The organism is Sulfurimonas sp. NWX79 (genome assembly GCF_039667035.1).
Taxonomy (GTDB): domain Bacteria; phylum Campylobacterota; class Campylobacteria; order Campylobacterales; family Sulfurimonadaceae; genus Sulfurimonas; species Sulfurimonas indica.
The window spans coordinates 43,261-68,027 of the sequence record NZ_JALCZL010000011.1 but is presented as its reverse complement, the minus strand read 5'-3'; the positions used below and the strand labels follow the sequence as shown (position 1 = coordinate 68,027).

General features: G+C 37.6%; 24 protein-coding genes. 10 read left to right on the top strand and 14 right to left on the bottom strand.

The annotated features are described in order from the left end of the window. Positions 1–207: 207 nt before the first annotated feature. Positions 208–612 carry a transposase gene (locus MNY27_RS06460; RefSeq protein ID WP_246153831.1) on the top strand — a complete coding sequence of 135 codons (405 nt, stop codon included), beginning with the start codon at positions 208–210 and terminating at the stop codon, positions 610–612. Here the strand turns inward: MNY27_RS06460 and MNY27_RS06455 are convergent. The 3 genes from MNY27_RS06455 to MNY27_RS06445 all read right to left on the bottom strand — a co-directional run bounded on the left by MNY27_RS06455 (position 566) and on the right by MNY27_RS06445 (position 3,801). Next, a complete protein-coding gene (locus MNY27_RS06455) occupies positions 566–1,192 on the bottom strand; it encodes a DNA cytosine methyltransferase (protein WP_152184065.1) in 627 nt (208 codons plus the stop codon). The genes MNY27_RS06460 and MNY27_RS06455 overlap by 47 nt on opposite strands. A gap of 27 nt (positions 1,193–1,219) precedes the next feature. Beyond that, positions 1,220–2,407, bottom strand: a complete 1,188-nt coding sequence (locus tag MNY27_RS06450; RefSeq protein ID WP_152184066.1) for an AAA family ATPase — start codon at positions 2,405–2,407, stop codon at positions 1,220–1,222. A gap of 116 nt (positions 2,408–2,523) precedes the next feature. Next, positions 2,524–3,801 carry an MFS transporter gene (locus tag MNY27_RS06445; RefSeq protein ID WP_152184067.1) on the bottom strand — a complete coding sequence of 426 codons (1,278 nt, stop codon included), beginning with the start codon at positions 3,799–3,801 and terminating at the stop codon, positions 2,524–2,526. 106 nt (positions 3,802–3,907) lie between these two features. On the opposite strand from MNY27_RS06445, the gene MNY27_RS06440 reads away from it, so the two are divergent. The 6 genes from MNY27_RS06440 to MNY27_RS06415 all read left to right on the top strand — a co-directional run bounded on the left by MNY27_RS06440 (position 3,908) and on the right by MNY27_RS06415 (position 10,533). After that, a complete protein-coding gene (locus MNY27_RS06440) occupies positions 3,908–7,033 on the top strand; it encodes a CusA/CzcA family heavy metal efflux RND transporter (protein ID WP_346392019.1) in 3,126 nt (1,041 codons plus the stop codon). After that, the gene (locus MNY27_RS06435) at positions 7,014–7,307 is read left to right on the top strand and encodes a heavy-metal-associated domain-containing protein (RefSeq protein WP_152184069.1); all 294 of its coding nucleotides are present in this window, start codon (positions 7,014–7,016) and stop codon (positions 7,305–7,307) included. The genes MNY27_RS06440 and MNY27_RS06435 overlap by 20 nt, the downstream gene beginning before the upstream one ends. Positions 7,308–7,365: 58 nt before the next feature. Beyond that, positions 7,366–7,749 carry a DUF302 domain-containing protein gene (locus MNY27_RS06430; RefSeq protein WP_346392018.1) on the top strand — a complete coding sequence of 128 codons (384 nt, stop codon included), beginning with the start codon at positions 7,366–7,368 and terminating at the stop codon, positions 7,747–7,749. A gap of 12 nt (positions 7,750–7,761) precedes the next feature. After that, on the top strand, positions 7,762–7,953 hold the full coding sequence (locus MNY27_RS06425) for an SHOCT domain-containing protein (protein WP_152184071.1): 192 nt from the start codon (positions 7,762–7,764) through the stop codon (positions 7,951–7,953). Positions 7,954–8,045: 92 nt separating this feature from the next. Further along, complete coding sequence (locus tag MNY27_RS06420) at positions 8,046–10,142, top strand: copper-translocating P-type ATPase (protein ID WP_346392020.1); 2,097 nt, start codon at positions 8,046–8,048, stop codon at positions 10,140–10,142. A 10-nt stretch (positions 10,143–10,152) separates the two neighbouring features. Then, entirely contained in the window at positions 10,153–10,533 is a 381-nt protein-coding gene (locus tag MNY27_RS06415) for a hypothetical protein (protein WP_346392017.1), read from the top strand. Between the two features lie 3 nt (positions 10,534–10,536). Here the strand turns inward: MNY27_RS06415 and MNY27_RS06410 are convergent, their stop codons facing one another. The 7 genes from MNY27_RS06410 to MNY27_RS06380 all read right to left on the bottom strand — a co-directional run bounded on the left by MNY27_RS06410 (position 10,537) and on the right by MNY27_RS06380 (position 16,971). Further along, the gene (locus tag MNY27_RS06410) at positions 10,537–11,934 is read right to left on the bottom strand and encodes an MBL fold metallo-hydrolase (protein ID WP_346392016.1); all 1,398 of its coding nucleotides are present in this window, start codon (positions 11,932–11,934) and stop codon (positions 10,537–10,539) included. A 56-nt stretch (positions 11,935–11,990) separates the two neighbouring features. Next, positions 11,991–13,652, bottom strand: a complete 1,662-nt coding sequence (locus MNY27_RS06405) for a GMC family oxidoreductase (protein WP_152184074.1) — start codon at positions 13,650–13,652, stop codon at positions 11,991–11,993. Continuing rightward, complete coding sequence (locus MNY27_RS06400) at positions 13,645–14,139, bottom strand: gluconate 2-dehydrogenase subunit 3 family protein (protein WP_152184075.1); 495 nt, start codon at positions 14,137–14,139, stop codon at positions 13,645–13,647. Before MNY27_RS06400 ends, MNY27_RS06405 begins: the two co-directional genes overlap by 8 nt. Then, a complete protein-coding gene (locus MNY27_RS06395) occupies positions 14,120–14,305 on the bottom strand; it encodes a hypothetical protein (RefSeq protein ID WP_152184076.1) in 186 nt (61 codons plus the stop codon). Before MNY27_RS06395 ends, MNY27_RS06400 begins: the two co-directional genes overlap by 20 nt. 81 nt (positions 14,306–14,386) lie before the next feature. After that, entirely contained in the window at positions 14,387–16,138 is a 1,752-nt protein-coding gene (locus MNY27_RS06390; RefSeq protein ID WP_152184077.1) for an FMN-binding glutamate synthase family protein, read from the bottom strand. A gap of 4 nt (positions 16,139–16,142) precedes the next feature. Then, on the bottom strand, positions 16,143–16,583 hold the full coding sequence (locus tag MNY27_RS06385) for a DoxX family protein (protein ID WP_346392015.1): 441 nt from the start codon (positions 16,581–16,583) through the stop codon (positions 16,143–16,145). A 139-nt stretch (positions 16,584–16,722) separates the two neighbouring features. Further along, positions 16,723–16,971 carry a hypothetical protein gene (locus tag MNY27_RS06380; RefSeq protein WP_152184079.1) on the bottom strand — a complete coding sequence of 83 codons (249 nt, stop codon included), beginning with the start codon at positions 16,969–16,971 and terminating at the stop codon, positions 16,723–16,725. 219 nt (positions 16,972–17,190) lie between these two features. Here MNY27_RS06380 and MNY27_RS06375 point away from each other — a divergent pair, with 219 nt between their 5' ends. From MNY27_RS06375 to MNY27_RS06365, 3 genes are read left to right on the top strand one after another with little or no spacing between them, the layout of a single operon-like run. After that, complete coding sequence (locus MNY27_RS06375) at positions 17,191–17,976, top strand: DUF234 domain-containing protein (RefSeq protein ID WP_346392014.1); 786 nt, start codon at positions 17,191–17,193, stop codon at positions 17,974–17,976. A 3-nt stretch (positions 17,977–17,979) separates the two neighbouring features. Further along, positions 17,980–19,998 (top strand): EAL domain-containing protein, encoded by a 2,019-nt coding sequence (locus MNY27_RS06370; protein WP_346392013.1) that lies wholly within the window; start codon positions 17,980–17,982, stop codon positions 19,996–19,998. Between the two features lie 11 nt (positions 19,999–20,009). Next, positions 20,010–20,561, top strand: coding sequence for an alpha/beta hydrolase (locus MNY27_RS06365; RefSeq protein WP_152184082.1), 552 nt, complete (start codon positions 20,010–20,012; stop codon positions 20,559–20,561). Here MNY27_RS06365 and MNY27_RS06360 read toward each other — a convergent pair. The 4 genes from MNY27_RS06360 to MNY27_RS06345 all read right to left on the bottom strand — a co-directional run bounded on the left by MNY27_RS06360 (position 20,552) and on the right by MNY27_RS06345 (position 24,764). Next, positions 20,552–20,770, bottom strand: a complete 219-nt coding sequence (locus MNY27_RS06360) for a hypothetical protein (protein WP_346392012.1) — start codon at positions 20,768–20,770, stop codon at positions 20,552–20,554. The two genes, MNY27_RS06365 and MNY27_RS06360, sit on opposite strands and share 10 nt — an antisense overlap. A 52-nt stretch (positions 20,771–20,822) precedes the next feature. After that, the gene (locus MNY27_RS06355; protein ID WP_152184084.1) at positions 20,823–22,505 is read right to left on the bottom strand and encodes a diguanylate cyclase; all 1,683 of its coding nucleotides are present in this window, start codon (positions 22,503–22,505) and stop codon (positions 20,823–20,825) included. A gap of 111 nt (positions 22,506–22,616) precedes the next feature. Continuing rightward, positions 22,617–23,984, bottom strand: a complete 1,368-nt coding sequence (gene dbpA, locus MNY27_RS06350; protein ID WP_346392011.1) for an ATP-dependent RNA helicase DbpA — start codon at positions 23,982–23,984, stop codon at positions 22,617–22,619. A 3-nt stretch (positions 23,985–23,987) separates the two neighbouring features. Next, the gene (locus MNY27_RS06345; RefSeq protein ID WP_188109467.1) at positions 23,988–24,764 is read right to left on the bottom strand and encodes a TrmH family RNA methyltransferase; all 777 of its coding nucleotides are present in this window, start codon (positions 24,762–24,764) and stop codon (positions 23,988–23,990) included. Positions 24,765–24,767: the final 3 nt, after the last annotated feature.

Genomic DNA, 24,767 nt, shown 5'->3' with positions numbered 1-24,767 from the left:
GATTGACAATTTATACATATTTTAGAGCTTTTTTACAATCATTTGTAAATAAACCTTTGTTTACTCCCAATATACCATACTTTAAGAGGTGTTTTAAGCACCCGTTTTTTTAATTAAGTCATATTTATCAACTTCCTTCATCCAATCTGAGACCGTTCAAAAATCTGTGTCAATCGGGTAAAATAACAAGTACTCAAGGACACAGAAATGAATATAGAAATAGATGTAGAGCAATTTGCTCGTGATATTAAAGCAGGTAAAAGTATTGGTGGTAAAGATGGAGCATTAGGTTCTCTCATAAAACAACTTACAGAAGCTGCACTTGCAGCTGAAATAGATTCTCACCTTGCACAAGATATTAGTAAAAACCGTAAAAATGGCTATGCTACTAAAACTATGAAAAGTGAACATGGAGAGTTTGAACTTGATGTTCCAAGAGACAGAAATGGTAGCTTTGAGCCTGAGATAGTCAAGAAAAATCAACGGACTATGACAGGTGAAATAGAAGAAAAAATACTTTCACTCTATGCACTTGGCAACAGCTACACTCAAATTGATTCATTTTTTACTTGGGTTTTCCTAAATTTTTCAAAATCTTTTCAACAGAGATAGTTTCTTTTTCATCTGTTATCAATGGAGTTGGTTCAGGAAATTTTCCACAAAAGTATCTTTTCCTATTTGATGCAACGCCAAAATATTTTGCATTATATACTTTAGAAGACGGATATTTTACTTGTAAAACTCCATCTTCTTCTATTCCTAACTCTCTAAAAGTATAAAAACCTTTGATATAACCTTCAACGTTTGGAACATTTTCAAGAATCCAATATTTTAAAATCGAATCTTGTTTCAAAAGCTTCCTTGCAATAATTTTCAAATAAGCTTCAATTAGCTGTATACCTAAAGATTTATCTGCTTTACCTGATTTATTAGAATTGGAAAAAGAGGTACATGGTGGAGACCCAATAATTACTTCTGTATCTGGAATAAGAGTATTAAATTCTTTATCTGGTAAATTTGCTATTGCAACAACATCACCTAAATAAGTATGTGCCTTAGGATGATTAGCTTCATGCGTGATTACTGCAGGCTTCCATCGATCAACTGCAAAGACAATCTCAAAACCTGCTAGTTTAAAACCCTCTGAAAATCCACCACCACCACCACAAAAAAAATCTGCTACCCTATACATAAGACCTCACTTCTTTTATAATATTCATCAATACAAAAATCCAAACAACCAAAGTGGAATTTTATTTCCGCTTCCTATCTCGATATCATCAGCGACTACAAAAGAGTTTTCTATATCTTTAATCTGTTTGTAGCCTTTACTTTTCCCGCCAACTTCAAAAGTGTAAGCTTCATCCACTAAAAAATCTCCTTTTTTAGGTATTTCAAGAGAATGTTTTACTTTTAACATACTTGCGAAAAATACTTCTCTGCCTGTTCCCGTATGAAAAGCATCACAATAGGCAAAATGCAGATTTGTATTGTTGAGATAAATTTTTTGCGGTTTGGTAAAAATGGCATCACCCTTTGTTTTTGCTCTAATAATATGAAAAACCTTTGCTCTGTGAAGATACTCTAAAAATCTGTACAGACCTTTATAGTTATCGTGCATATTCATTTTGGCAAGAAGCTCTTTTAGGTTTGGAGTGTAGGGATGCGATTCACAAATGAGTCTTACCAATTTTTTCAAATTATTGATACTGTCGTACTCTATAGGAAAAACCGATGGTATATCTACTTCTATAACAGTATTTATTGTCTCATTGAGCTTAATGAGATAATCTTCCTTGTCTTCAAAATAAAAAGGGTAGTAGCCCTGTTTTATATACTCTTGAAACAAAAGTGTAAGGTTGAATTTTTCTAAAAGTTCGTATGCTATATCTTGATGGTTTTTTACTATATCACCAAGAGTAAATGTCGGAAAGAGTATGTCTTTGGAGAACTCCACAAACTCTCGAAAACTCATCCCATCTACATCGTACACAATCGCACGCCTGCTGAGATCCGCTTTTGCATTGTCAAGTTTTAAGGCACAACTGCCACTGAAAATGACTTTTAAATCCAAAATATCGTAAATTTTCTTGAGCTCTATCTCAAAATCTTTATACTTGTGAATTTCATCAATGATAAGCACTTCCCCTTCCTCTTTTGAGAAAGCCTCTGCAACTTCATAAAGGGATGGAATGGTAATAATATCTGCACTGATATAGAGTTTTTTACTAAAGGGCAAATCCAGCTCTTTAAGATACTGAATAAGAAATGTTGTCTTTCCAACACCCCTTGCACCAAGAATACCTACAAGTTTTTTATCTAAATTAAGAGTATGAAAATATCTTTTGTATTTAAAATCTACCCTCTTAAACAGTTTTCTCTGGTAATCTCTTAATTCTTCAAGCATTGTTACTCTCCATGTTTAACTCTCATAATATCATAATTAGACTTACAAGTCCATTTTTTATAATAAAAATTAGGTTTACATGTCTAATTATGAAAAATAAATAACTATCTATAGCCTTAGGATTCTAATGCCTCATTTACATCCTGTTTGACTTTCTCTTCATCTACAAAAAAGAGGAGGATTGCACCTGAAATAAAAAGAATAGAGACAGAAGCAATGGAAGCACGTGAGTTTTGTGTAAAGAGTGCCACAAAAGCGATAAGCAGCGGTCCTAAAATAACAGCAAATTTTCCTATAAGATCATAAAAACCAAAAAACTCCGCTGCATATGCATGAGGAATCATTCTTGTATAAAAAGAGCGGCTCATTGCCTGTATGCCACCTTGAACCAGAGCAATCATAACTGCCAGTATATAAAACTCTGAGACATCTTCCATTAAAGATGCAAAAATTATAATGCCGATATAGACAGCTATTGAGAGAAAGATTACCTTTTTCGTATCCCACATATCTGCAAGTTTTGCCACTAAAAGCGTAGCGGGAAACCCGATAAACTGCACTATAAGCAGTGCCATAATAAGGCTGCTGATCTCAAATCCAAGTGCCATACCGTAATCAACGGCCATGCGGATGATCGTATCAACTCCATCTATATAGAGCCAATAGGAAACTAAAAAAAGAAACAATCCTTTTAATCTTCTTACCTTTGCAAATGTATCTTTTAGTCTTTTATACCCCTCTATCAAAAGTACTTTTTTAGCCTTTTTCTCTTTGCGCTTCTCTTTTACAAAAAGAAAAAGCGGTATCGAGAAGATTGCCCACCATACCGCTACACTCAAAAAGGATGCTTGAATAGCCTCGGCTTTGTTAGCAAAGCCAAAAAAAGAGGGCTCTTGCACCATAAAAACATTGAGTGCAAAAAGAACACCCCCTCCAAGATACCCAAGTGCAAACCCAAGTCCTGACACAAAATCAACATTTTTTTCACTTGAGATAGAAGGCAGCAGTGCATCATAAAATATATTTGAGCCCATAAAACCGATATTGCCCATCATATAGATAAATGCCGCTATCTGCCACTCTCCTTGGTCCACAAAAGAGAGGGATACACTCATCAAAACACCTAAAAAAGCAAAAAGAAAAACAAATCGTTTCTTCAGTGAGCCCGCATCAGCAATGGCCCCAAGTAAAGGAGCAATAAGGACGATAATCAAACTAGAAATCGAGTTGGCAAACCCAAGCTGTGCCGTGCTGAGTGTCACATCATTTGCAGCACTGTAATAAGATTTAAAAAAGATAGGGAAAAAACCAGCCATCACTGTTGTCGCGTATGCTGAGTTTGCCCAATCATAAAGTGCCCAGGAGTAAATACTCTTTTTTGTACTGTTTTGCATAAAATATTGTATAACAATATAGATAAAAAAAGGGCTAATCTTTTTCTATCACAAACCCACCACAAACTTTCACTATAATTTTCAAAACTAAAAATATGGAAGAATTATGATAGAAAAACTCATAGCGCTTAGCATCAAAAACAGATTTATCGTTCTGCTTGCTGCCCTTGCACTTGTTGGAGCTTCCATCTGGAGTATGAAGCACACGCCTCTTGATGCCTTACCTGATCTCTCACCTCCACAGGTAATCGTGCAAATTAACTGGGCGGGTCAATCTCCGGAGATTGTTGAAGATCAGGGGACCTATCCGCTTGTTGCACAGTTTTTGGCTATTGCCAACATCGATACTGTTCGAGGATACTCTACCTATGAAAATGGGCTGATTTACATCATTTTTAAAGAGGGAACTGACCTCTACTGGGCAAGAAGTCGTGTACTTGAACAACTCGCTTCCATCCAGTCACAACTACCCAAAAATATGGATGTAGCTCTTGGTCCTGATGCAAGTGGAGTTGGTTGGGTCTATGAGTATGCCCTCTCGTCAAAAACAAAAAACCTAGCCGAGCTTCGAACACTTCAAGACTATTACTACAAATATGCACTAATGGGTGTAGATGGAGTCAGTGAAGTTGCTAGTATCGGTGGATTTATTCCTACCTTTCAAGTTACTCTCAATAACGACAATCTTGTCCGTTATAACCTCAGCATTCAAGATATCGCCAAAGTATTAAAACAAAACAATAACGATACCGGTGGCCGTATAGTGATACAAAATGGTTATGAGTGGATGGTTCAAGCCAAAGGCTATATCAAAAACCTTGATGATATCCGCGCTCTCGTTGTTACAACAAAAGGCGGTACTCCTGTAAAGCTTGGTGATATTGCTAGAGTTGAACTCACACCTGCACCGCGTCGTGGTCTAGCTGATTTAAACGGTGAAGGTGAAGTAGTTGGCGGCATAGTTATGGCACGCTATGGCGAAGATGTTTACTCTATGATAAAACGCGTGCAAGAAAAAATGAAAGAACTTAAAGTTGAGGGTGTCGATGTCATCACTGTATATGACCGTTCAGGGCTTATTGACAAAGCTGTAGACACCTTAAAAGATACACTTATCGAAGAGAGTATCATTGTTGTTGTCATTATCGGTCTCTTTTTAATGCACTTTCGCTCCTCACTTATTGTCATCATTGTTCTACCACTTACAGTTGGTTTTACCTTTTTACTGATGAAACTCTTTGGTATTGGCTCAAACATCATGAGTCTTGGCGGTATTGCCATTGCCATCGGAGCGATGGTGGATGCAAGTATCGTTATGATAGAAAATGCCCACAAAATGCTGCACAAGTTTGAGCATAAAGAGGGTAGGATGCCTACGGATAAAGAACGCATTGCAATCATTTTAAAATCATCACAACTTGTAGGTCGTCCTATCTTTTTTGCACTCGCACTTATCGTTGTCTCTTTTTTACCAATCTTTGCACTCTCAGGTCAAGAAGGACTGCTCTTTACACCGCTTGCATTTACAAAAACCTTTGCTATGGCTGCGGGCGCATTCCTCTCTATCACGCTAGTTCCCGTTCTTATGGTCTTTTTTGTCAAAGGGCGTATATTGCCAGAGTCTAAAAATCCACTCAACAGATTTTTTATCTGGCTCTATCACCCCATCATCATCTATGGACTCAAACTCAAATATTTGGTCATAGTTTTAGTACTGCTCTCACTTGGCTATATGTACCCGCTCTATAAAAGTCTCAAATGGGAATTTATGCCGATGCTCAATGAGCAGACTTTTATGTATATGCCTGTTACTCCGTATGGTATCAGTATTGACCAGAGTAAACAACTCTTACAAAAAACAGACAAAATTTTAAAATCTTTTCCTGAAGTTGAAAATGTCTTTGGAAAAGCAGGACGTGCAGGGACTGCAACTGACCCGGCACCTCTTGGTATGCTTGAGACTATCATCACGCTTAAACCGCAAAGTGAGTGGCCAGAGAAAAAATCTTATGATGAGCTGCGTGAGGAGATGGAAGAAGCCCTGCAGATTCCGGGACTTACAAACTCATGGACCTACCCTATTCGTGGGCGTATTGATATGCTTCTCAGTGGTATCAGAACACCTATAGGGATAAAACTCTACGGTATGGATGCGTCAGGGCTGCAAAAGTTTGGTAAAAAGATAGAAGAGAAACTGCGCCAGTATGATAAAACACTCTCTGTCTTTGCCGATCAGGCAAGTGCAGGGTATTACATCGATATCATCCCAGATGAGGAGAAGCTCTCCCGCTATGAGCTTACAAAAGACACTCTTCTTGAGTACACAGCCCTTGCAATCGGTGGTATGAAAGTATCTACAATGTATAAAGGACTAGAGCGTTATCCTATCTCTCTGCGTCTTGAAGAGGATGAGCGAAGAAGTCTGGAATCTATTCGAAATATCCAGGTAAAAACAAAGCTTGGTTTTGTACCACTTGGCTCTTTGGCAGAAGTAGCATACCGACAGAGTGCATCTGTCATCAAAAGTGAAATGGCTCAACCTGTAACATTTATCTACATTACTCCAAAAGAGGGAGTAAGCGCTACAGAGTATAAACTAGGTGCACAAAAGTTCATGAACGAGATAAAATTTGACCCAGGTTACTATATAGAGTGGGCAGGACAGTCTGAATATTTAGACTCTGCAATGCAGCGTATCATCTGGATAGTGCCTGCCGTTTTAGTCGTGATTTTCTTGCTTATCTATATGGCGCTTAAAAAGCTCGTACCAACCCTTATCGTCTTTTTTACGCTGCCGTTTGCTCTGCTGGGTGGGCTTATTTATATAGATATACTTAACTTTGCGATGAGTATTGCTGTTATTGTCGGTTTCTTGGCTCTACTTGGTGTAGCAGCTGAGACGGCAATAGTGATGATAATCTACCTCCAAGAGAGTGTGGATGAGTTAAAAGAAAAAAGAGGTTCTGCATTTAATCTTAAAGACTTAAATGCAGCCATCTATGAAGGTGCAGTTCAAAGAGTACGACCAAAACTGATGACAGTTTTTGCAATCCTCGCAGGTCTTGCACCGATTATGTATACTCACGGAGTGGGAAGTGAAGTGATGCAGCGAATTGCTGCCCCTATGCTTGGAGGCGTTGTAAGTTCAGCTGTTCTCTCTTTGGTTATAATTCCGATACTCTATGAAATTTATATGAAAAAAGAGATTGAAAATGAAAAAACAGATATTTAAAGTTCAAAATGTAAAATGTGGAGGGTGTGCAAACACGCTTACGACAAAACTTAAAAGTGAATTTGGTGAGATAGAAGTCAATCTTGAAGTGATGCCGCGTGAGATAAGTTTAGAGATAGAAGATACTAAAGTTCCTGCGCTACGTGAAGCGCTTAAATCTCTTGGATATCCTATGGCAGATGAGACGCTTGGATTTGTAGAAAACACTACTGCACAGGCAAAAAGCTTTGTCTCCTGCGCAGTTGGAAAGTTTGAAGTAGCAAAAGGAAAATAAACTTACACAAACTCACCACACTCTCTCACTATAATTTTATAAATTAGTCAAAGGATAAATGATGATTTATAAAACTACAACAAGTTATCCTCTCGAAACTGTCAAAGCACAGATTGCAGAAAAAGCAAAAACATTGGGCTTTGACCTGCTTGGAAAGTATGAATTTAAAAAAATTCTCAAAAGCAAAGGTTTTGAAATAACACGAGATATTACAGTCTATGAATTATATAATCCTGTTGCAACACACTCAGCCCTAAATGCACTTTCTGAAATATCTGTCTATCTACCATGCAGACTCTCTGTTTATCATGAAAATGGAGTGACAGTACTGGCAACTATCGGTATTAAAAATATTTTACAAGCAAGCAGTATTGATGGTGAACTTCAAAAGCATATGCAAGAGATTTTCAACAAAATACGTGCATTAATGAACTCATGGTAAAAGGAGGCTGTTATGCATGGTTTCGAATTTGGTATGGGATTTGGTTGGATAATTCCCCTTATTTTGATTTTTTGGCTCTTTTATCTCATTGGCAATACACGAGAAAAGGAAGAATCTGCACAGGATATTCTTGATAAAAAATATGCCAATGGTGAGATTAATGAAGAAGAGTATAAAAGAAGAAAAGCAAACCTAAAACACTGACTTGGAGGTCTGTTATGAAAAATGAAGATAAAGAAAATCTCTACTGTGTAGATGATTCCTGTAAGATTGACAACACCTCTTATACATGCCCGATGCATCCTGAAATTATTCGCAATGAACCTGGGAATTGCCCAATCTGTGGTATGACTCTTGAGCCCATTACTGTGGAGGTAGATGAAAAAAACGATGAGCTTGATGATATGAGTAGACGTTTTTGGATCAGTACGCTTTTATCATTACCTCTTTTCTTACTTGCTATGATTCATGATATCACACCAGAGTATATTCCTGACTTTCTTACTGGCAAAATGATTCAGTATATTGAGTTTTTTCTTGCAACACCCGTCGTTTTATGGGGAGGCTGGCCTTTTTATGTCAAAGGGTATATCTCTATCAAAACATGGAACTTAAATATGTTCACATTAATCTCCATGGGGGTAGGAGCTGCTTATATCTATAGTCTTGTTGCACTATTTTTACCAACAATTTTCCCACCACTTATGCAAACAAAAGAGGGTTTGGTACATGTTTACTTTGAAGCAGCTGCAGTAATTACTACTCTTGTACTTTTAGGGCAGGTTTTAGAACTGCGAGCAAGAAGTAAAACAAATACAGCCATCAAAGAACTCCTCAACCTTGCTCCTAAGAAAGCTCATCGGATTATTAATGCAAAAGGCGACGAGGAGGATGTTAATCTTGAACTTGTTCATATCGAAGACAAACTTCGTGTGAAACCAGGAGAGAAGATTCCCGTTGACGGTATTGTCATAGAGGGACAGAGTAATGTTGATGAATCTATGATAACAGGTGAGCCTGTGTTGGTACAAAAAGCCAGTGGAGATACACTTATAGGGGCTACTATCAATAAAAATGGCACACTCATTATGGAAGCAACAAAAGTAGGAAGTGATACTTTGCTTGCTCAAATCGTGCAAATGGTTGCCCAAGCACAACGTTCACGTGCACCAATTCAACAGCTTGCAGATACAGTCTCGGGATATTTTGTTCCTGCAGTTGTAATCTCTGCAGTTCTTGCTTTTATAGGATGGTTTATCTGGGGGCCATCACCACAACTCGCCTATGCTGTAGTTGCGGCTGTTTCCGTTTTAATTATTGCCTGTCCCTGTGCACTTGGACTTGCCACTCCAATCTCCATCATGGTTGGAACCGGTCGAGCGGCACTTTCAGGAATCCTCATCAAAGATGCAAAAACTTTGGAGAGAATGGAAAAAGTTGATACTTTGGTTGTCGATAAAACAGGAACGCTTACACTCGGGAAACCAAAAGTAACTGATTTTATAGTGACTGATGATTTTGGAAAAGATATACTTTTGCAATATGCAGCCTCCATTGAACGTGCGAGTGAGCACCCTCTTGCACAGTCTGTTATTGACTTTGCGAAGGAATCCAATATCTCTCTTATAAGTGTCAATGATTTTGAGGCAATACCTGGAAAAGGAGTTATAGCAACAATAGAAGAACAAAAAATTTTACTTGGCAGCGAGAGCTTCTTAAAAGAGAACAATATTGATATAGCAGTGATTAAAGAAACAGCTGATGCTATGCGAAGAGATGCAAAAGGAATTATATTTATGGCAATTAACGGTAAATATGCCGCTATTCTTGCCATTGAAGATCCGATAAAAGAGACTTCTGTTGAAGCCGTGAAAAGACTCACAGAAGAAGGTATCACTGTTGTGATACTTAGTGGGGATAATGAAACAACTGCCAATGCAGTAGCTAAAAAACTCTCAATTTCCAAAATATATGCCAATGTTCTACCGGACGAAAAAGCAGAAGTCGTTAAAGAGCTTCAGGCCAAAGGAGCCATTGTGGCAATGGCAGGTGATGGTATCAATGATGCTCCGGCTCTTGCACAAGCTGATGTAGGCATTGCTATGGGTACTGGAACGGATGTTGCCATAGAGAGTGCCGGTGTGACCCTAATAAAAGGAGATCTGTTAGGCATTGTAAAAGTACTGAAGCTCTCTCGGGCTACTATGAAAAACATACGACAAAATCTCTTTTTCGCATTTATCTATAACAGTTTAGGAGTACCGGTTGCCGCTGGTGTGCTTTATCCATTCTTTGGAATTGTGCTCTCTCCTATTATTGCGGCGGCAGCTATGAGTTTCAGTTCTGTTTCTGTTATAGCCAATGCCTTACGTCTTAAAAATACAAAACTCTAAAAGGAAAAATATGAAAATATTCTTACTGGCAATTTCTATTTTACTTCTGCTTTTAAGTGGATGCAGTGATGAAAAAGGTGCTAAGGAATCTACAGCACCCGGTATGAAATGTGGTGCAGGAAAGTGTGGTGCAAATATGTTTGATGGGAATGCAGCACTTGCTAAAAAGAAAAAAAATATTCTTAAGCAAATGAGAGAAGATGATCCTCGAAAAGATTGTGTACTTCAAGCCAGAACGACAAAAGCAACCTATGACTGCGTGAGAGACCCAAAAACAAAGAAAATGATACTGAAGTGTGGAGAAGGTAAATGTGGAACCGCCATGAAAGCACCAAAACCTGCAATGAAATGTGGTGTCGGTAAATGTGGTAGTGGAGAGAGTGGTATGTAAGACCTAGAGTATTATCTTCTCTCCATAGGCAACAATATGTGCATCAAGCTGCAACTTCTCTTTGAGCACTTTTTTAAATATTTTTTGGGTCTCTTTTTCACCATGGACTAAAAAGACTTTTTTAAGCTCTTTCATATTTGAAATCCATTTAATGATGCCATCTTGGTCTGCGTGGGCAGAAAAACCGTTAATGGTATGAATAGAAGCTTTGACAATAATATCTTCACCAAATACATTGATCCACTGCGCACCCTCTACTATCTCTCGTCCCAATGTTCCCTCAGCTTGAAAACCTACAAAAACAACAGCATTTTTCTTATCCCAGATACGATGTTTAAAGTGGTGTGTAATCCGTCCACCGTTACACATTCCACTACCGGCAATGATGATAGCTTTACTTTTAATATCATTTATACCTTTGGAAGCTTCCGGAGTTTCGGTATAGACAAGTGAGTTAAAATTAAAAACCGTACCATCCTCTTTAACATTTTCCTGACACTGTTTGGTAAGTTCCTGAGCATAGTTTCTGTAGACTGCTGTAGCTCGTGTTGCCATCGGAGAATCAAGAAAGACTTTACACTTTGGCAACTCACCACTCTTATACATCTCACGTAACAGACAGAGCAGCTCTTGTGTCCTCTCCACTGCAAAAGAGGGAATCAAAACGTTTCCGTGAGAATCCAAGGTCTTTACTATTACATCTTTAAACTCCTCAATTGTCAAAGAGATAGGCTGATGTTCTCTGTCTCCATACGTTGTCTCTACATAAAGTGCTTCGGTTTTACTACACTTCTGTAAATCCGGAAGTACAAGTTGATTGTTGTTACCAATATCACCAGAAAAGACAATCGTATGCGAATCCTCATCCTCCATATAAGAGAGCTCTATAAAAGCAGAGCCCAAAATATGTCCGGCATTTCGGTAGATAAAGCTGACACCCTCACACAGTTCATAATAGACATCATATTCTGGATTAATCCACTCTATCATCTTAAAAGTTTTATCGACATCAAGTGGTTCATAAAGAGGTTTGGAGAGTTTTGTCTCTCTCCCTTTTCGTAGTGCTTTTCTATACTTTGTCTGAAAATCTTCACTCATGATTTTTGCACTGTCCAGCAAAATAATCTCTGCTAACTCCATCGTTGCTGCAGTAGCATAAATCTTGCCCCCAAAGCCCTCTTTGACAAGTTTTGGAATACGTCCGACATGATCAAGGTGTGCATGTGTTACAAGAAGGTAGTCAATCTCTTTGGCATCAAAACCAAAGGGTTTTTCATTCATCTCCTCCTCTTCGCCCTGAAACATGCCGCAATCTATCAAGATTTTCACATCACCGATTTGTAAAAGATGACATGAGCCTGTTACTTCCTGAGTCGCTCCATAAGAGTGTACGGTTGCCATAACTATTCCTTAATTATTCTGCATAAAATAATTATACTCCCTCTTTCATTAATGGGCTATTGTTTTACATCAAGTACTTTTTTTATGGCATCTGCTACACGAAAAGAGTTCGCATAAATCGTCCATGTATAAGGGACACTTCCCCCTGTTGGCATAAAAGAGGCATCTGTAACATAAAGGTTCTCTAAGTCATGTGCTTTGCAGTTTTTATCTAAAACGGAACTTTTTGCATCATTACCGAAACGGCATCCCCCTGCAACCAAATTTGGAGGTGGAGAAGCCGAGATATCATAATCTATCTCTACAGCGCCCATCTCACGCAGTACTTTTACGGCCTTTTGTGCCAAATATTCACCGACTTCTAAATCATGTGGATGTCCATAGAGATTAATCACACCAACGGGCACACCATACTTGTCTTTTGCCTTCTTATCAACACTTACAAAACACTTATCTGTCGGCAACCAGTCATTAAAGACCTCAAAGGTTAGTACCCGTGAAGTAGTAAGACGTTTTTGCACTTTTTTAGCCAGTGCCTCACCCCACATGAGATTGCCATGATTATCATAAACCTCACGCATGACACGAGAAATAATATTTTGATGCTCAAAGAGAAAATCTATAGTTCCCCCTTTTTGCTTTCTCTTGCCATCTTTATAATCGTACCACTGTTGCAGACTTCGGTTAAAAAAAACACCCACTTCCATCAGCTCTTTTTGTTGTGCTTGCGTAAGCTTTTCAAATACAAAACGCCCACTGCCGCTTCCCCCGGCAGAGAAAATAAGGTTTTTCCCGACCTCTTTGCTTGAATTTGCCAAACCATTTGGGAAAAACTTATTTGTAGAGTTCAGTAGCAGTCGTGAGCTCTCTATCGCCTGTGCTGCCAAAACAAAGATCTTTGCTCGTATGACATGGACAGCTCCCAACCTTGTTTTATAGTAAGCTTTCCTTACTCTTTTGTCATCACTCTCCAGTTTATAGACAAAAGCATCCGTAATGATTCTCGCTTTACACTTCTGCAGCAGTGCTGCCCTTGCACTCCCCTTTGCTCCACTTGCACAACCATAAGAGCCACAAAAGTTAGAGTAGTAACAGCCATTACGTGAGAGAGCATTTTGAGAAAGAATGGCTCGCGGTGTCGGTATCGATTCAAATCCAAGCTGCTCACATGCCGCATCAAACCATTTAACTGCACCATTGATAGTAAGTTCCAGATATGGAAAATCTACACTAGAGCGCGGTTCCTGCTGAGAATGATTTACAACTCTTCCACTCACACCGATAATCTTTTCTACTTTTGTATAGTAAGGTTCCAAATCTTCATATGATATCGGCCAATCCACTACATTGGCACCTTCTATCGCACCATAAGTAGAAAGAAGTTTAAAATCATTTGGCTTAAGACGATGAAAATAACCGCTCATCAGATTCGATGAACCTCCAACCATATTCCCATTCCAAAAACTCCAATGATACTCCCGTCCATCATAACGTTTGTATGTACCATCTTTTTGATACTCATTGATGATATGAAACTCATCTTCAAGTTTTGGAGTAAAGATATCTCTGCGTGAGACAGCAAGCTCATCCTTGTTAAAATCAGCTTCGGTATAATTTTTTCCTTTTTCAAGTACTACAACCTCAAACCCAGCAAGACTTAGCTCATAGGCAATTGGTGCTGCTCCCGCACCACTGCCGATAATACACACATCAACCAAGGTAAGGCTCCTTCGGTCGTGGCAGGCCACCTGTAAACTTCAGCCATTCCCAACCGGCTTGCTTATTGTTCCCACCATATACAGGGTCTCCAAGCATTGCTTCAAACATATAACCCATCACATCATACAAAAAGCTCTCTCCCCATTCTGTTTTAGATATTATCTGCAAAATTGCTTCTCGCTCTTTGGATGAAAGCTTTTTATACTCTTTCTTGTATCCTATTATTGCCTCTTCATTAAGCCACTTAATACCGTTTTTTATAAAGTCTTTGTCTGCTTTGGAAATTTTTGGATGGTTAAAAACAACAGTCATATATGAAGCTGTTTCAATGCCAAGTGCTTGTGCTTTAGGAAAGAGGTCTTGGTGCAATACTCTCAGTGTCTCGATAGGTGTAGTTACTCCAAACAAAGAGCATCCGTCCATCAAAAACAGAGCACCAAATAAAAAACTCGATTGTAAGAATCTTCTACGAGAAAAGGTTGTCAAAGAAGGAACCTTTTTTCTTTGGAGTATAGGCTTCTATTCCCTCATCCACAAAATCAGGATCACCTTTTTCAAACTCTCTCTGCGAGACTTTTTTTATATGTTTTTTCGGTTTTGTTTCTACATAACCGTTATCTTTTGAGCTCATGACTCCATAAGGAATACACATAACATCCTCCTTTTTCTTTTCTTAACTCAATTATACAAAAGTTTTGTGTATCTTCTGTGTACTTACCATCCTACAGCAATATTAATCGACAAGTGCTTCTACAAAATAACAGTCAACATCCATATAGGTCTTTCCGGTCTGATCCTTAAAAATCAGTTTGCTTTTGTCAAGTTTTGCAAGTTCATCAACACCGACAACTGCTAAAAGCTGTCGTATTCCTGCTAAGAGCTGTGCATGATATGAGGCAATGTTTCTTGCTTTTTTCTCAACTAAAAAAGAAGCACGTTTTTTCTTATCTTGTGTAGCAAGTCCAACAGGACAGGATCGGCCATATGCACCTGAACACTCACGCGCTCGTATACATCCGGCACTCATCATAAAAGCCCTTGCAATCGCTACATAGTCAGCACCAAGCCCAAAGAGTACGATAGCATCATCCGGAGTAAGTACTTTCTCACTCGCAATAATTTTCACCTTCTCTCTAACACCTGCCTCATGCAATGCACTCTCAACGATATAGAGTGCTTTTGCTATTGTCATACCTACACTCATCATCATCTCTAAAGGTGCTGCACCACTTCCGCCATCGCCACCGTCAATGGTTAAAAAATCAGGATAGGCATCAGAGTTCTGCTGCACTCTTTTTTGAATGAGACTTGCATACTCTGCAAAGTTCTCTTTGGATGAGATGACAATTTTCACACCGACAGGTTTGTCGGAGAGTTTTTTGAGCCTGCCTACAAAATCAAATAGCTCCTCCAAGCTGTTTGCAAAGGGAAATTTATTTGGAGAGAAGAGATCTTTATGTGCCTCTACACCACGATAATACGCTATCTCCTCACTCACCTTCTCTGCTAAAAGTCTCCCACCTGTCTGTTTAGCACCCTGTGCCATTTTTATCTCAGTCATACGGCAAAAACGCATTGTCTTTTTATAACGCTCTTCATCAAAGTTACCATCAGTATCTCTGACACCGTAAAGACCGCTTCCAATTTGTAAAATAGTATCAGGAATATCATCGGGGATTTCAGAAGGAAAAACATCAAGAGGTGCACTCCAGTCCACTCTGTAAAAAAGTATCTCTTCTTTGTCAAAAAGATAGCTGTCAGCAGCACCACAGAGGACTACCATATGTCTGTAGACTTTTTGTGCTATTGCACCGTTAAGCAAAAATTTTAAAGTTTTATAGACACTTTTGGCAAAAAACGTACCCTCATATATCTCAAAAAATTTGCACTCTCTTGTATATTTATGAGTGTATAAAAAGTTTGAAGTAAAACCGCCTTCTCCTGTGTTGATAGGAAATCTACCAAGATAAGCTCCCTTTGTAAAAGCTCGTGTTCCCTCAGGTGAGATTGCACCATCGCTCATAGCACTTCTGCCAAAAACAGAATGCGTTACAAAAGGCTTTGGAGAGTTTTCTCCAAAAGTAACAGAAAAGTTATTACTGACATCTTCGGTATTTAAAACACAGTTGGCATTTTTAATGGCAAGTCGTGCACTCTTTTGCGGTTGTCCCGGGGAAAATGAAGCGTAGGCAGATCTTCTCTCAGCTGAATCATAAACCCACTTAACCTTATCAAAGGAGTCATAGAACTGTTCATCTCCAAAATATTGTCGCATTGGATTACGCAAAGCATAAAAGAGATAGCGCAATCTTCCGATAAGCGGATAGTTGATAAGCAGTTGATTCTCTCTTTGAATATATCTATCATAGATAAAAATTACAATAGAGAGAGCCAGAATGAGAATGACAAATGCCTTCATCAAAAACATCATAATGGGAAAATTGATATGTCCTATCTTATGTGTAAACTCTACTAACTCTTCCATCTACTTAGCTTTTCTCTCCAAAGATAATTCTGTCAAGTGAAAATCTTCCCGCACCGTGTGCTATAAAGATAATCAAAAAGAGCATATAGTAAAGCGGTATCTCAAAACCGTTATTACCTGCCTCAAAACCATTAGGAAGGTGTACAGTTACAATAGCCACTATCATAATAACAATCAGTGGAATGGAGATAAGACGTGTCAAAAATCCAAACGTTAAAAGTACTACACCTGTTATCTCTGTAGTTGCTGCCATATAAGCATTGAGCGTTGGGAAAGGTATACCGATAGAGCCAAACCATTCAGCAACAGAGCCTATATCACTCCACTTCATCATAGCCGGTTGGTAAAATCCGTAAGCAACAACAAGCCGTGCTAGTAACAAACTGACAGACTGCAGATACTCGCTCAAACGGGAAAACTCTAAATAAATTTTTTTGATATTCATAATAAACTCCTTCGTTTATAAAAGATAAGTCTACCTTTTATTTGTGTAGGAAGTGTGTAGAAGATTTTTAGAAGCAAGGTATAGACTTCTTGCTTATCTATAATTATGCAAGAAGTCTAATAGGGGAAGTAATATAACTCTATTTGTTACCGCCACATTTACCGACACCGCACTTCATAGCTTTTTTCTTTGCTTTTTTTGCATCGCCGCACTTTTTCGCCTCTGCTTTATCCATTTTAGCACCACACTTCATCTTCTTAACCGGCTTTTCCATTTTAGAACCACATTTTCCAGCTCCACACTTCATGCCCTCTGCACTCGCAGTTGTTCCAAATCCTACAAAAAAAGCCGCTGCTAAAAGCATTGCTGCTACATTTAATCTTTTCATCTTCTCATCCTTTGATTTTAAGTTGAACAAGTGTAACACAAAATAAGAAATATTTATGTGACACTTGTTACATTGGAACTATTTTATAGAAATAGTGTGTAGTATTTGTGTAATGGTGTATAATTAGATAATTTATTTAAAGGCTTCCCTATTCTATCAAAAAAAGAGACTCTTCAAGAGCAATTCAAAAACTTTTACAAAGAACACAAACCAAAAAGCATGGAAGATGCAGTAGAGAAATTTGCCATCTTTGGAGGTGTTTCCTGGGGGGAAATCGATACTTCCAAACCATCTTTTGAGCTTATTGAGAAGCTTATTTTGGATGATTACTCCTACATTCGTAACGATATCAATGAACTTACAGATGGGCAACCACTTTACCACTCTATTCTCACAGCTATTGCACTGAGTGATGGTAAAGCTCATGCGGTCTATAAACGTGCCCATGTTGAAGAGAGTGTTGGAGAAAAAGCAGTTGAGACGCTTCTTGAGCGTGGACTTATTCGGTTCAAACGCTCTAAAGGTGCAGATGACAGATTTAGCTTTACGTTGCCCTTTTTACGTTTTTGGTTTGCCTTTGTATCACCTCTTTTTAAAGGGATTCGTGATGGAGAGTACAAAGAGGTAAAAGAGCGTTGGCAAAGTTACGAAAATGAGTTTACCCATCCTGTTTTTACAGAGCTCTCACACGCACTTCTGCGAAAAAAACTCAAAGATGACTCCATTATGGAGATATCAGAGTATTGGAAAAATGATGGTCTTACACTCGACATCTATGCGAAAACAAAAGGCAAAAAGCGTATAATCGGCTCATGTAAATATACAAACTCCAAAATAAAAAAGAGTGAACTTTCAAAGCTTGCAGAACTTGCACAAAAAGCAAATATTGATGCCGATATGCTTGTTATCGTTGCTAAAACAGGTTTTTCAAAAGAGCTAAAAGCACTCAAAAATGAAAACCTAAGACTCTATACACTCAAAAACTTTAAAGAACTACTGGGCTAAAGAATGAAGCTTTTACATAAACTTTTACTTGGATATATTCTAATTATTATTTTTATTGGTTCCTTTTCAACGCTATTGCTAATCTATACAATAGACAAAAACTCCTCTTATCTTGTAGCATACAGAGAAAGAGAAACTACCTCCTTTGTAAAAGTCCTCAATGCTGTTATTCTTGAAAAGAACAAACTTAAAGATACACAAACTATTCAAAAGCTTTTTGATGAAACAGTAGAAAAACTTCCTCATGTAAAACGTTTAACATTACATGTACAAAATCCTGAAAATGGGCATTTTAAGCCTATCGTCAGTACTGTTAGAAAATATTTGCAGATACCTTCTCATCAAGAAGATATTGATGCAATACTTTATAAGAAAACAACACTTTTATATGAAAAGGGTAAAAATGGAGGACAGTTACTTGATATAACCTATCCCATTACTGATAACAATCTCAAAGCTATAGCAGCAATAGGGGCTACTGTTTCACTTTATGAATCAGACAAAGTTCTTGCGAACGCAATTCAAAAAATGAAAGAAGATACGCTATACAACATCCTTTTAATTATTATGACTGCTTTGATTCTCTCCCTTATTATCGGTCTACTTGTTATACGTAAAATTATCTCCCCTTTACATACTTTAAAAAATGCTATTGGATCTTTTTCAAAACAAGAGTTTACTCCAATTGAAATAGCTTCCAATGATGAAATAGGAGAGTTAGCAGCCACATTTAATATTATGGCTGATGAACTTCATATACTGTACAATTCAATGCAAGAACAGATAGATATAAAAACAAAAGAACTCCAAACACTATATCTTGTTGACTCACTAACAACTCTGCCAAATAGAAATGCCCTTTATGAAGATATGAAAAAATTCTCATCTTTTCATCTGGCAATTTTAGATGTCGCATCATTTAGAGATATTAATGACTCCTATGGTGTTGATATAGGGAACCGTGTTTTACAAGTTTTGGCACAAAAAATAAAATTCTATCTTGATAATACACAACTTAAGATATATCGACTTGGTGGTGATGAAATAGCCATTATCAACTATGAATATAATGCAAAAAAGTTTGTTCAAATTATCCAACAGCTTATTAAAAGCCTTGAGCATGAAACAATTTACTTTGAGGATAAAGATCTTGAAATTAATGTTTCCCTGCATGCGGGAATATCTTTAAATCAAAAGTCTGCACTTGAACATGCCAATATCGCTTTACTAGAAGCTAAAAAAAGCTATGTTGATTTACGTGTTTTTAATGAAAAAACTCATACTGAAGATATACAAATACAAAATTTGAAAATGATTAAAAAAATTAAAGATGCTGTTAATCATGATAATTTTATAGCCTATTACCAGCCTATTCTTAATAAACAAAAAGAGATTGTTAAATACGAAGCACTTGTACGCATGCAATATAATCATGAAATATTATCACCTAGCAGTTTTATTGATATTGCTAAAAAAACCAAGTATTATAAATATATTACACGTAGTATTATCGCTCAAGCTTTTCAAGAGTTTAAATCATCAACACTCTCCTTTTCGATAAATATATCAGGGGATGACCTTATCAACCAAGAAACATTTGGTTTTATCCAGTATCATTTAGAAAATTTTTCAGATACTTCTCGTGTCATCTTTGAAATTGTAGAGAGTGAAGATATTCATCATCTTCCAAACCTTCAAAAATTTATTGCACTCATAAAAAAACATAATGCAAAAATTGCCATCGACGATTTTGGGACTGGTTACTCTAACTTCTCTTATCTCTTAGATTTAGAGCCTGATTATATCAAGATAGATGGCTCTTTAATTAAAAATATAGATCACGATGACAAGTCTTACAATATAGTAAAAACAGTTGTATCTTTTGCCCATACACTTAATATCAAGGTTATTGCAGAGTTTATTCACTCCAAAGAAGTACTTGCAGTTTGTGAAAGTTTAGGTATTGATGAGTTCCAAGGATACCTCTTTGGTGAACCATCTCTTACAATAGTCTCAAAATAAAGGATCTTCTCATGTATAAAAAAATTTTACTGCTTCATGGTTGGGGAGGAAGTGATTTTCCTCATTGGCAGAGCTGGCTTGCAGGTGAATTGGCACGTGATTATGGCTGTGTAAATTTTTTGCGTTTTTGGGATTTTGACAATCCTAAACTTGATATCTGGTTGCGTGAGCTTCAAGATGCACTACAAGATTTCAGACCCGACATTGTTATCTGTCACTCTTTGGCAAATACACTTTGGTTTCATCTTTGTGCGAAAAAAGAGCTGCGTGAAATAGAAAAACTCTACCTGGTTGCACCACCTAGTTTGAATTGCACTATTACAGAATTAAGTGAATTTTTTCCTGTAGATATACCGCCAAATCTTTATGCCAAAGAAACACTGCTTATTACCTCAACAAATGACCCTTATATGACCCAAAAAGAGGCAAATGATTTAGAGAAAAAGCTAAACATTCCTATGAAAGTTATACAAAACGGTGGTCATTTAAATGCAGACAGCGGTTATGGTCAGTGGGAGTGGATGCTTCAAGAGTTAAAAGCTGTTACCACATCTCACGCATAGATATCAAGTTGATTGCTACTGAGAGTCGGTTTTACTTCCTGTTTGAGTGATTCTTGCACGATTTTGGCTTTTTGCACTGTTTCATTTTGGGCATTGAAGCCTTGCGAACTATTTTTTGTATTATCATCTTTTACAGAATTAGGGTCTAATCTCCCTACCTGCATAGAGCTAGGATATGGAGATTGAAATGTATACTGTGCCACTTTCATATCATCCTCCTTTGTGCCTATATAAAAATTATAGCACAAAAATCATAAAAAATTAACCGATTATATACTGATCTCTTCCATTATGCTTCGCCATATAAAGTGCATTATCCACTCGTTTAAAGAGCTCTTCATAGTCATCTCCCTTTTTATATGTTGTCAAACCAAATGATGCTGTAATCTTTGGAACAGGTGAAAATACAACTTTAGCTATTTTCTTTTGCAATTTTTCAACTAAGTGCACCAACCCCTCTTTATTGGTATAGTTAGCAATAATAATGAACTCTTCTCCACCCCATCGTGCTACAAAATCATCCTCTCTTACATTTTTCTGCAGAACCTTGGCAAATCTTTTTAAAACTTCATCACCAATCTTATGTCCATAATTATCATTAACAAGTTTAAAAAAATCTATATCAACAAGTATCAATCCAAACTCACTACCATAGCGCTGTGCGCTTTTTATCTTTCTTTTAATCGTTTGCAAATACTCACTACGATTATAAAGGGAGGTTAAAGCATCATGTGTTGAGAGATTTTCCAACTCTTTTGTTGTCACTTTGACAAGATGGGTCAAAGCTTTTTTAATAGGGTCAAAATCTTTCGTATCTACAGTAATTAACCTCTTCTCTTTTAAGCTCTTTTTAGTCTCTGAAAGCAGCATAAAAGTAGTAGTGACATTTAAAAGCTCTGCTATTTTTCCTGCGTGAAAATACTCTCCAAATGTGAAAAAACCAACCGTAGGAGCAAGTGATTCCAAAATATTTATCTCATCCCTCAGCTTATCTTCCAGCAGTGCCTTTCTTGCGGCACAAGAGTAGATATAGACAGCTTCGGCGGCTTTTGTTTTAATCTTTTCAAAATATTCATAAAGATTATCTGTCAACTCTTCAATATTTGCAAAACTAAAGCGAACACTATCCCCTACATCAAATTTTCCTGCATACATCAAAGCATGATTCTCTGTAACAGCGACAGGATCCCTTGCCACCAAAACACCCTCTTTATCTAAGAGTAATGGAAAAGCCATACAGGAAGCCGGAAGATTGTTTACAACATCATCACCAAGATACTTTCTATACACATCAATAATCGCAATACCATCAAGTTCATAAAGAGTAGAACCGTCTGCTTTTGTAACACTCATCTCTTTGCCAATAGGAGTCCATTTCAATATATAATCACTATTAACGAAAAGTTCATCCCCACTCAGTGTCGCTATAACGCAACCGTTGTCACTATACTCTTTTTCTGTGAAAACATATGTTTGCTTGAAGCTTTTATCTGCTGCTCGACCACCTGCAATAACAATGTCAGGAGCCATCTTATAAATATCTTTTAGCAGTGTTTCTGCATCACTTTTAAGCCCATCACTAAAAATTATCATTGCCTTTGTATTATCACTTAAAAGCTCTTTTTGAATATCTTCAAGATGGAAATTCTTGTCTAATTGATAGAGTTTTGATTTTATGGATGTCTTGTTAAATATACTAAATGAGAGTGTCACCGTATTATCATACATTGCACCATTACAGATTTCACCACTTGTTGTAGTACCAATAATATTGGCTTTTGGTAGTCTTTCTTTAACTACTCCAGCTAATTCCAGACAATACTCTGCATCAACAATACCACTGAATATCTGAACAAAAAGCCTCTCTTCTTTTTCTAGTTCATGAAGTTCTATAAATCTTTGAAGCTCTGCTTCATTTGTATATACCGTGTTATAACTTGTCACAGACTCTCCTTTTATAAGGGAATCTAAAAGATATCCTTAGATCTTATAGACTATTATATCATTCAAGCAACATAAAAAAACTTAAAGTATCACATTTTGCCTCATAGATTTTTATAATGTCCAAACCGAAAATTTACGGTTTTTAATTTTTCCACTTTTTAAATACTTAAATGCACGATCAATATCATCACTTGCCACAGCTACATAAGCTTGCCTCTCATAAATATCTATCTTACCGATTGAACTACCTGCAAGCCCTGCTTCACCACTCAACGCTCCTAAAATATCCCCAGCACGCAGTTTATCTTTCTTACCGCCTTCAATCACAAGCGTTACAAACTCCGGCGTCATCTCAAAAGAGTCCACTTCTTCTATATCACTAGCATCAAGAAACTGCCGTTTTGCCTCCTCTTTATACTCTGCTACTTTTTCCTCTTCAAAGTTCTCATAAAGTGTAAGTGCAACTCCTTTTGCACCGGCACGTCCAGTACGTCCTATACGGTGTGTATAGGTCTCTTTTGTATGTGGCAGATCATAATTGACTACCATGGAGAGTGCTTTGATATCAAGTCCCCGAGCTGCAACATCCGTTGCCACCAAGATAGGTGTTGAGCTGTTTGCAAACTGTACAAGTACATCATTTCTCTCATACTGTTCCAAATCCCCATGGAGTGCAAGCGCATCTATCTTGCGTGTAACAAGTTTCTCTGAGAGCTCTTTTGCTTCGAACTTTGTATTGGTAAAGATAATGACATTTTTTGGCTTTGTACTGCCAAGCAGATTAATCAGTGTACTCAGCTTATCATCAGTTTTGTAAAAAAGCTCCTCTATATCATTTGGAGTTTCTTCTGTTGTTGTTTTGATATGCAGCGCATTATCCAAAAGTTTGTGTGCAACTGCTTTAACCGCATCATCATAAGTAGCAGAAAAAAGAAGTGTCTGGTGATATCGGGGTAAAAACTTCATTATCGACTCTACCTCTTCCATAAAGCCCATATCAAGCATTCTGTCTGCCTCATCAAGTACAAAAGTATTCAGATCTTCTAGTGATAGACTCTCTTTGTTCAGGTGTTTGAGCACACGTCCGGGAGTTCCGACAACTATGTGTGCCTGATGAGAGAGTGAACCGAGCTGTTTGCCAAAGGACTCACCACCCGTGAGCATCAAAATCTTGATATTATGTGCAAATCGTGCCAAACGGCGCAGCTCTTTTGCCACTTGGTCTGCAAGCTCACGTGTAGGACAGAGCACCAAAGCCTGCACTCTAAATTTTTTCACATCCAGATTATGTAAAAGCCCAATACCAAAAGCAGCTGTCTTGCCACTGCCTGTTTTGGCTTCTGCCATGATATCCCTGCCTTCTAAAACAGCAGGCAGTGCCTCTGCCTGAATAGGTGTCATCATTTTATAATCAAGTGTATCAAGGTTTTGAAGCATTGCTTGCGTGAGGGGAAGTTTTGAGAATTTTGAGAGATTCATATTTTATCTTTTTTTGAAATTATACATCATTATTGAAGCTGCTATGGCAACATTGAAACTTTTTACATCTTCTTGCATCTCAATATTTACGACTTCATCACATAACGCTAAAATATCTTCGGCTATTCCAAAACCCTCATGACCCATAATAAGCACCCATTTCTCTGCTGTTTTTACACAAAAGAGCGGCTGGGAATTCTCTGTCACCTCTGCCGCATAAATTGTATACCCTAACTCTTTCAATGCTTTTATGCTCTCTTTTATATCTTCATAAACATGAATCTTGAGCATTGCGGCATATCCCATCGAAACACGGAGTGCTCTTCTGTTAAAAGGATGTGGTGAGGTTTTTCCAAGCATTAAAGAGTTCACGCCAAGTGCTGCCATACTCCGTGCAATCGCTCCGACATTCTCACTCGATGTGATGTTATCAAGCAGTACAATATTATCATCCAACTCCTCTAAATTAACATCAACCGGGCGTTTTGCATGCATCATACAGTTATGGTGGATCTTGTGTCCTACGATCCTGCTCATCTGCTCTTTACCTGCTTCATAAAGTAAGGGAACCTCACGTGAACCTATCAATGCTTGATACATTTCAAAATATTCACGTGTAGCTAAAATGCTCTCTATCTTGATATCTGTTTTTTCTAAAAGAAGATTCACTACCTTCGGCGAGTCGGCAATAAAGCTCCCGTCATTTAATATTCCTTTATCACGCAGTGCATGATACACTTTTAGTCTTTTATCTTCAATATTTTCTATAGCTACTCTCATAAT

Coding starts and splice junctions, on each gene's coding strand:
- MNY27_RS06460 (WP_246153831.1), top strand. CDS start 208: ATGAATATAGAAATAGATGTAGAGCAATTTGCTCGTGATATTAAAGCA.
- MNY27_RS06455 (WP_152184065.1), bottom strand. CDS start 1,192: ATGTATAGGGTAGCAGATTTTTTTTGTGGTGGTGGTGGTGGATTTTCA.
- MNY27_RS06450 (WP_152184066.1), bottom strand. CDS start 2,407: ATGCTTGAAGAATTAAGAGATTACCAGAGAAAACTGTTTAAGAGGGTA.
- MNY27_RS06445 (WP_152184067.1), bottom strand. CDS start 3,801: ATGCAAAACAGTACAAAAAAGAGTATTTACTCCTGGGCACTTTATGAT.
- MNY27_RS06440 (WP_346392019.1), top strand. CDS start 3,908: ATGATAGAAAAACTCATAGCGCTTAGCATCAAAAACAGATTTATCGTT.
- MNY27_RS06435 (WP_152184069.1), top strand. CDS start 7,014: ATGAAAAAACAGATATTTAAAGTTCAAAATGTAAAATGTGGAGGGTGT.
- MNY27_RS06430 (WP_346392018.1), top strand. CDS start 7,366: ATGATGATTTATAAAACTACAACAAGTTATCCTCTCGAAACTGTCAAA.
- MNY27_RS06425 (WP_152184071.1), top strand. CDS start 7,762: ATGCATGGTTTCGAATTTGGTATGGGATTTGGTTGGATAATTCCCCTT.
- MNY27_RS06420 (WP_346392020.1), top strand. CDS start 8,046: ATGCATCCTGAAATTATTCGCAATGAACCTGGGAATTGCCCAATCTGT.
- MNY27_RS06415 (WP_346392017.1), top strand. CDS start 10,153: ATGAAAATATTCTTACTGGCAATTTCTATTTTACTTCTGCTTTTAAGT.
- MNY27_RS06410 (WP_346392016.1), bottom strand. CDS start 11,934: ATGGCAACCGTACACTCTTATGGAGCGACTCAGGAAGTAACAGGCTCA.
- MNY27_RS06395 (WP_152184076.1), bottom strand. CDS start 14,305: ATGTGTATTCCTTATGGAGTCATGAGCTCAAAAGATAACGGTTATGTA.
- MNY27_RS06390 (WP_152184077.1), bottom strand. CDS start 16,138: ATGGAAGAGTTAGTAGAGTTTACACATAAGATAGGACATATCAATTTT.
- MNY27_RS06385 (WP_346392015.1), bottom strand. CDS start 16,583: ATGAATATCAAAAAAATTTATTTAGAGTTTTCCCGTTTGAGCGAGTAT.
- MNY27_RS06380 (WP_152184079.1), bottom strand. CDS start 16,971: ATGAAAAGATTAAATGTAGCAGCAATGCTTTTAGCAGCGGCTTTTTTT.
- MNY27_RS06375 (WP_346392014.1), top strand. CDS start 17,191: ATGGAAGATGCAGTAGAGAAATTTGCCATCTTTGGAGGTGTTTCCTGG.
- MNY27_RS06370 (WP_346392013.1), top strand. CDS start 17,980: ATGAAGCTTTTACATAAACTTTTACTTGGATATATTCTAATTATTATT.
- MNY27_RS06365 (WP_152184082.1), top strand. CDS start 20,010: ATGTATAAAAAAATTTTACTGCTTCATGGTTGGGGAGGAAGTGATTTT.
- MNY27_RS06360 (WP_346392012.1), bottom strand. CDS start 20,770: ATGAAAGTGGCACAGTATACATTTCAATCTCCATATCCTAGCTCTATG.
- dbpA (WP_346392011.1), bottom strand. CDS start 23,984: ATGAATCTCTCAAAATTCTCAAAACTTCCCCTCACGCAAGCAATGCTT.
- MNY27_RS06345 (WP_188109467.1), bottom strand. CDS start 24,764: ATGAGAGTAGCTATAGAAAATATTGAAGATAAAAGACTAAAAGTGTAT.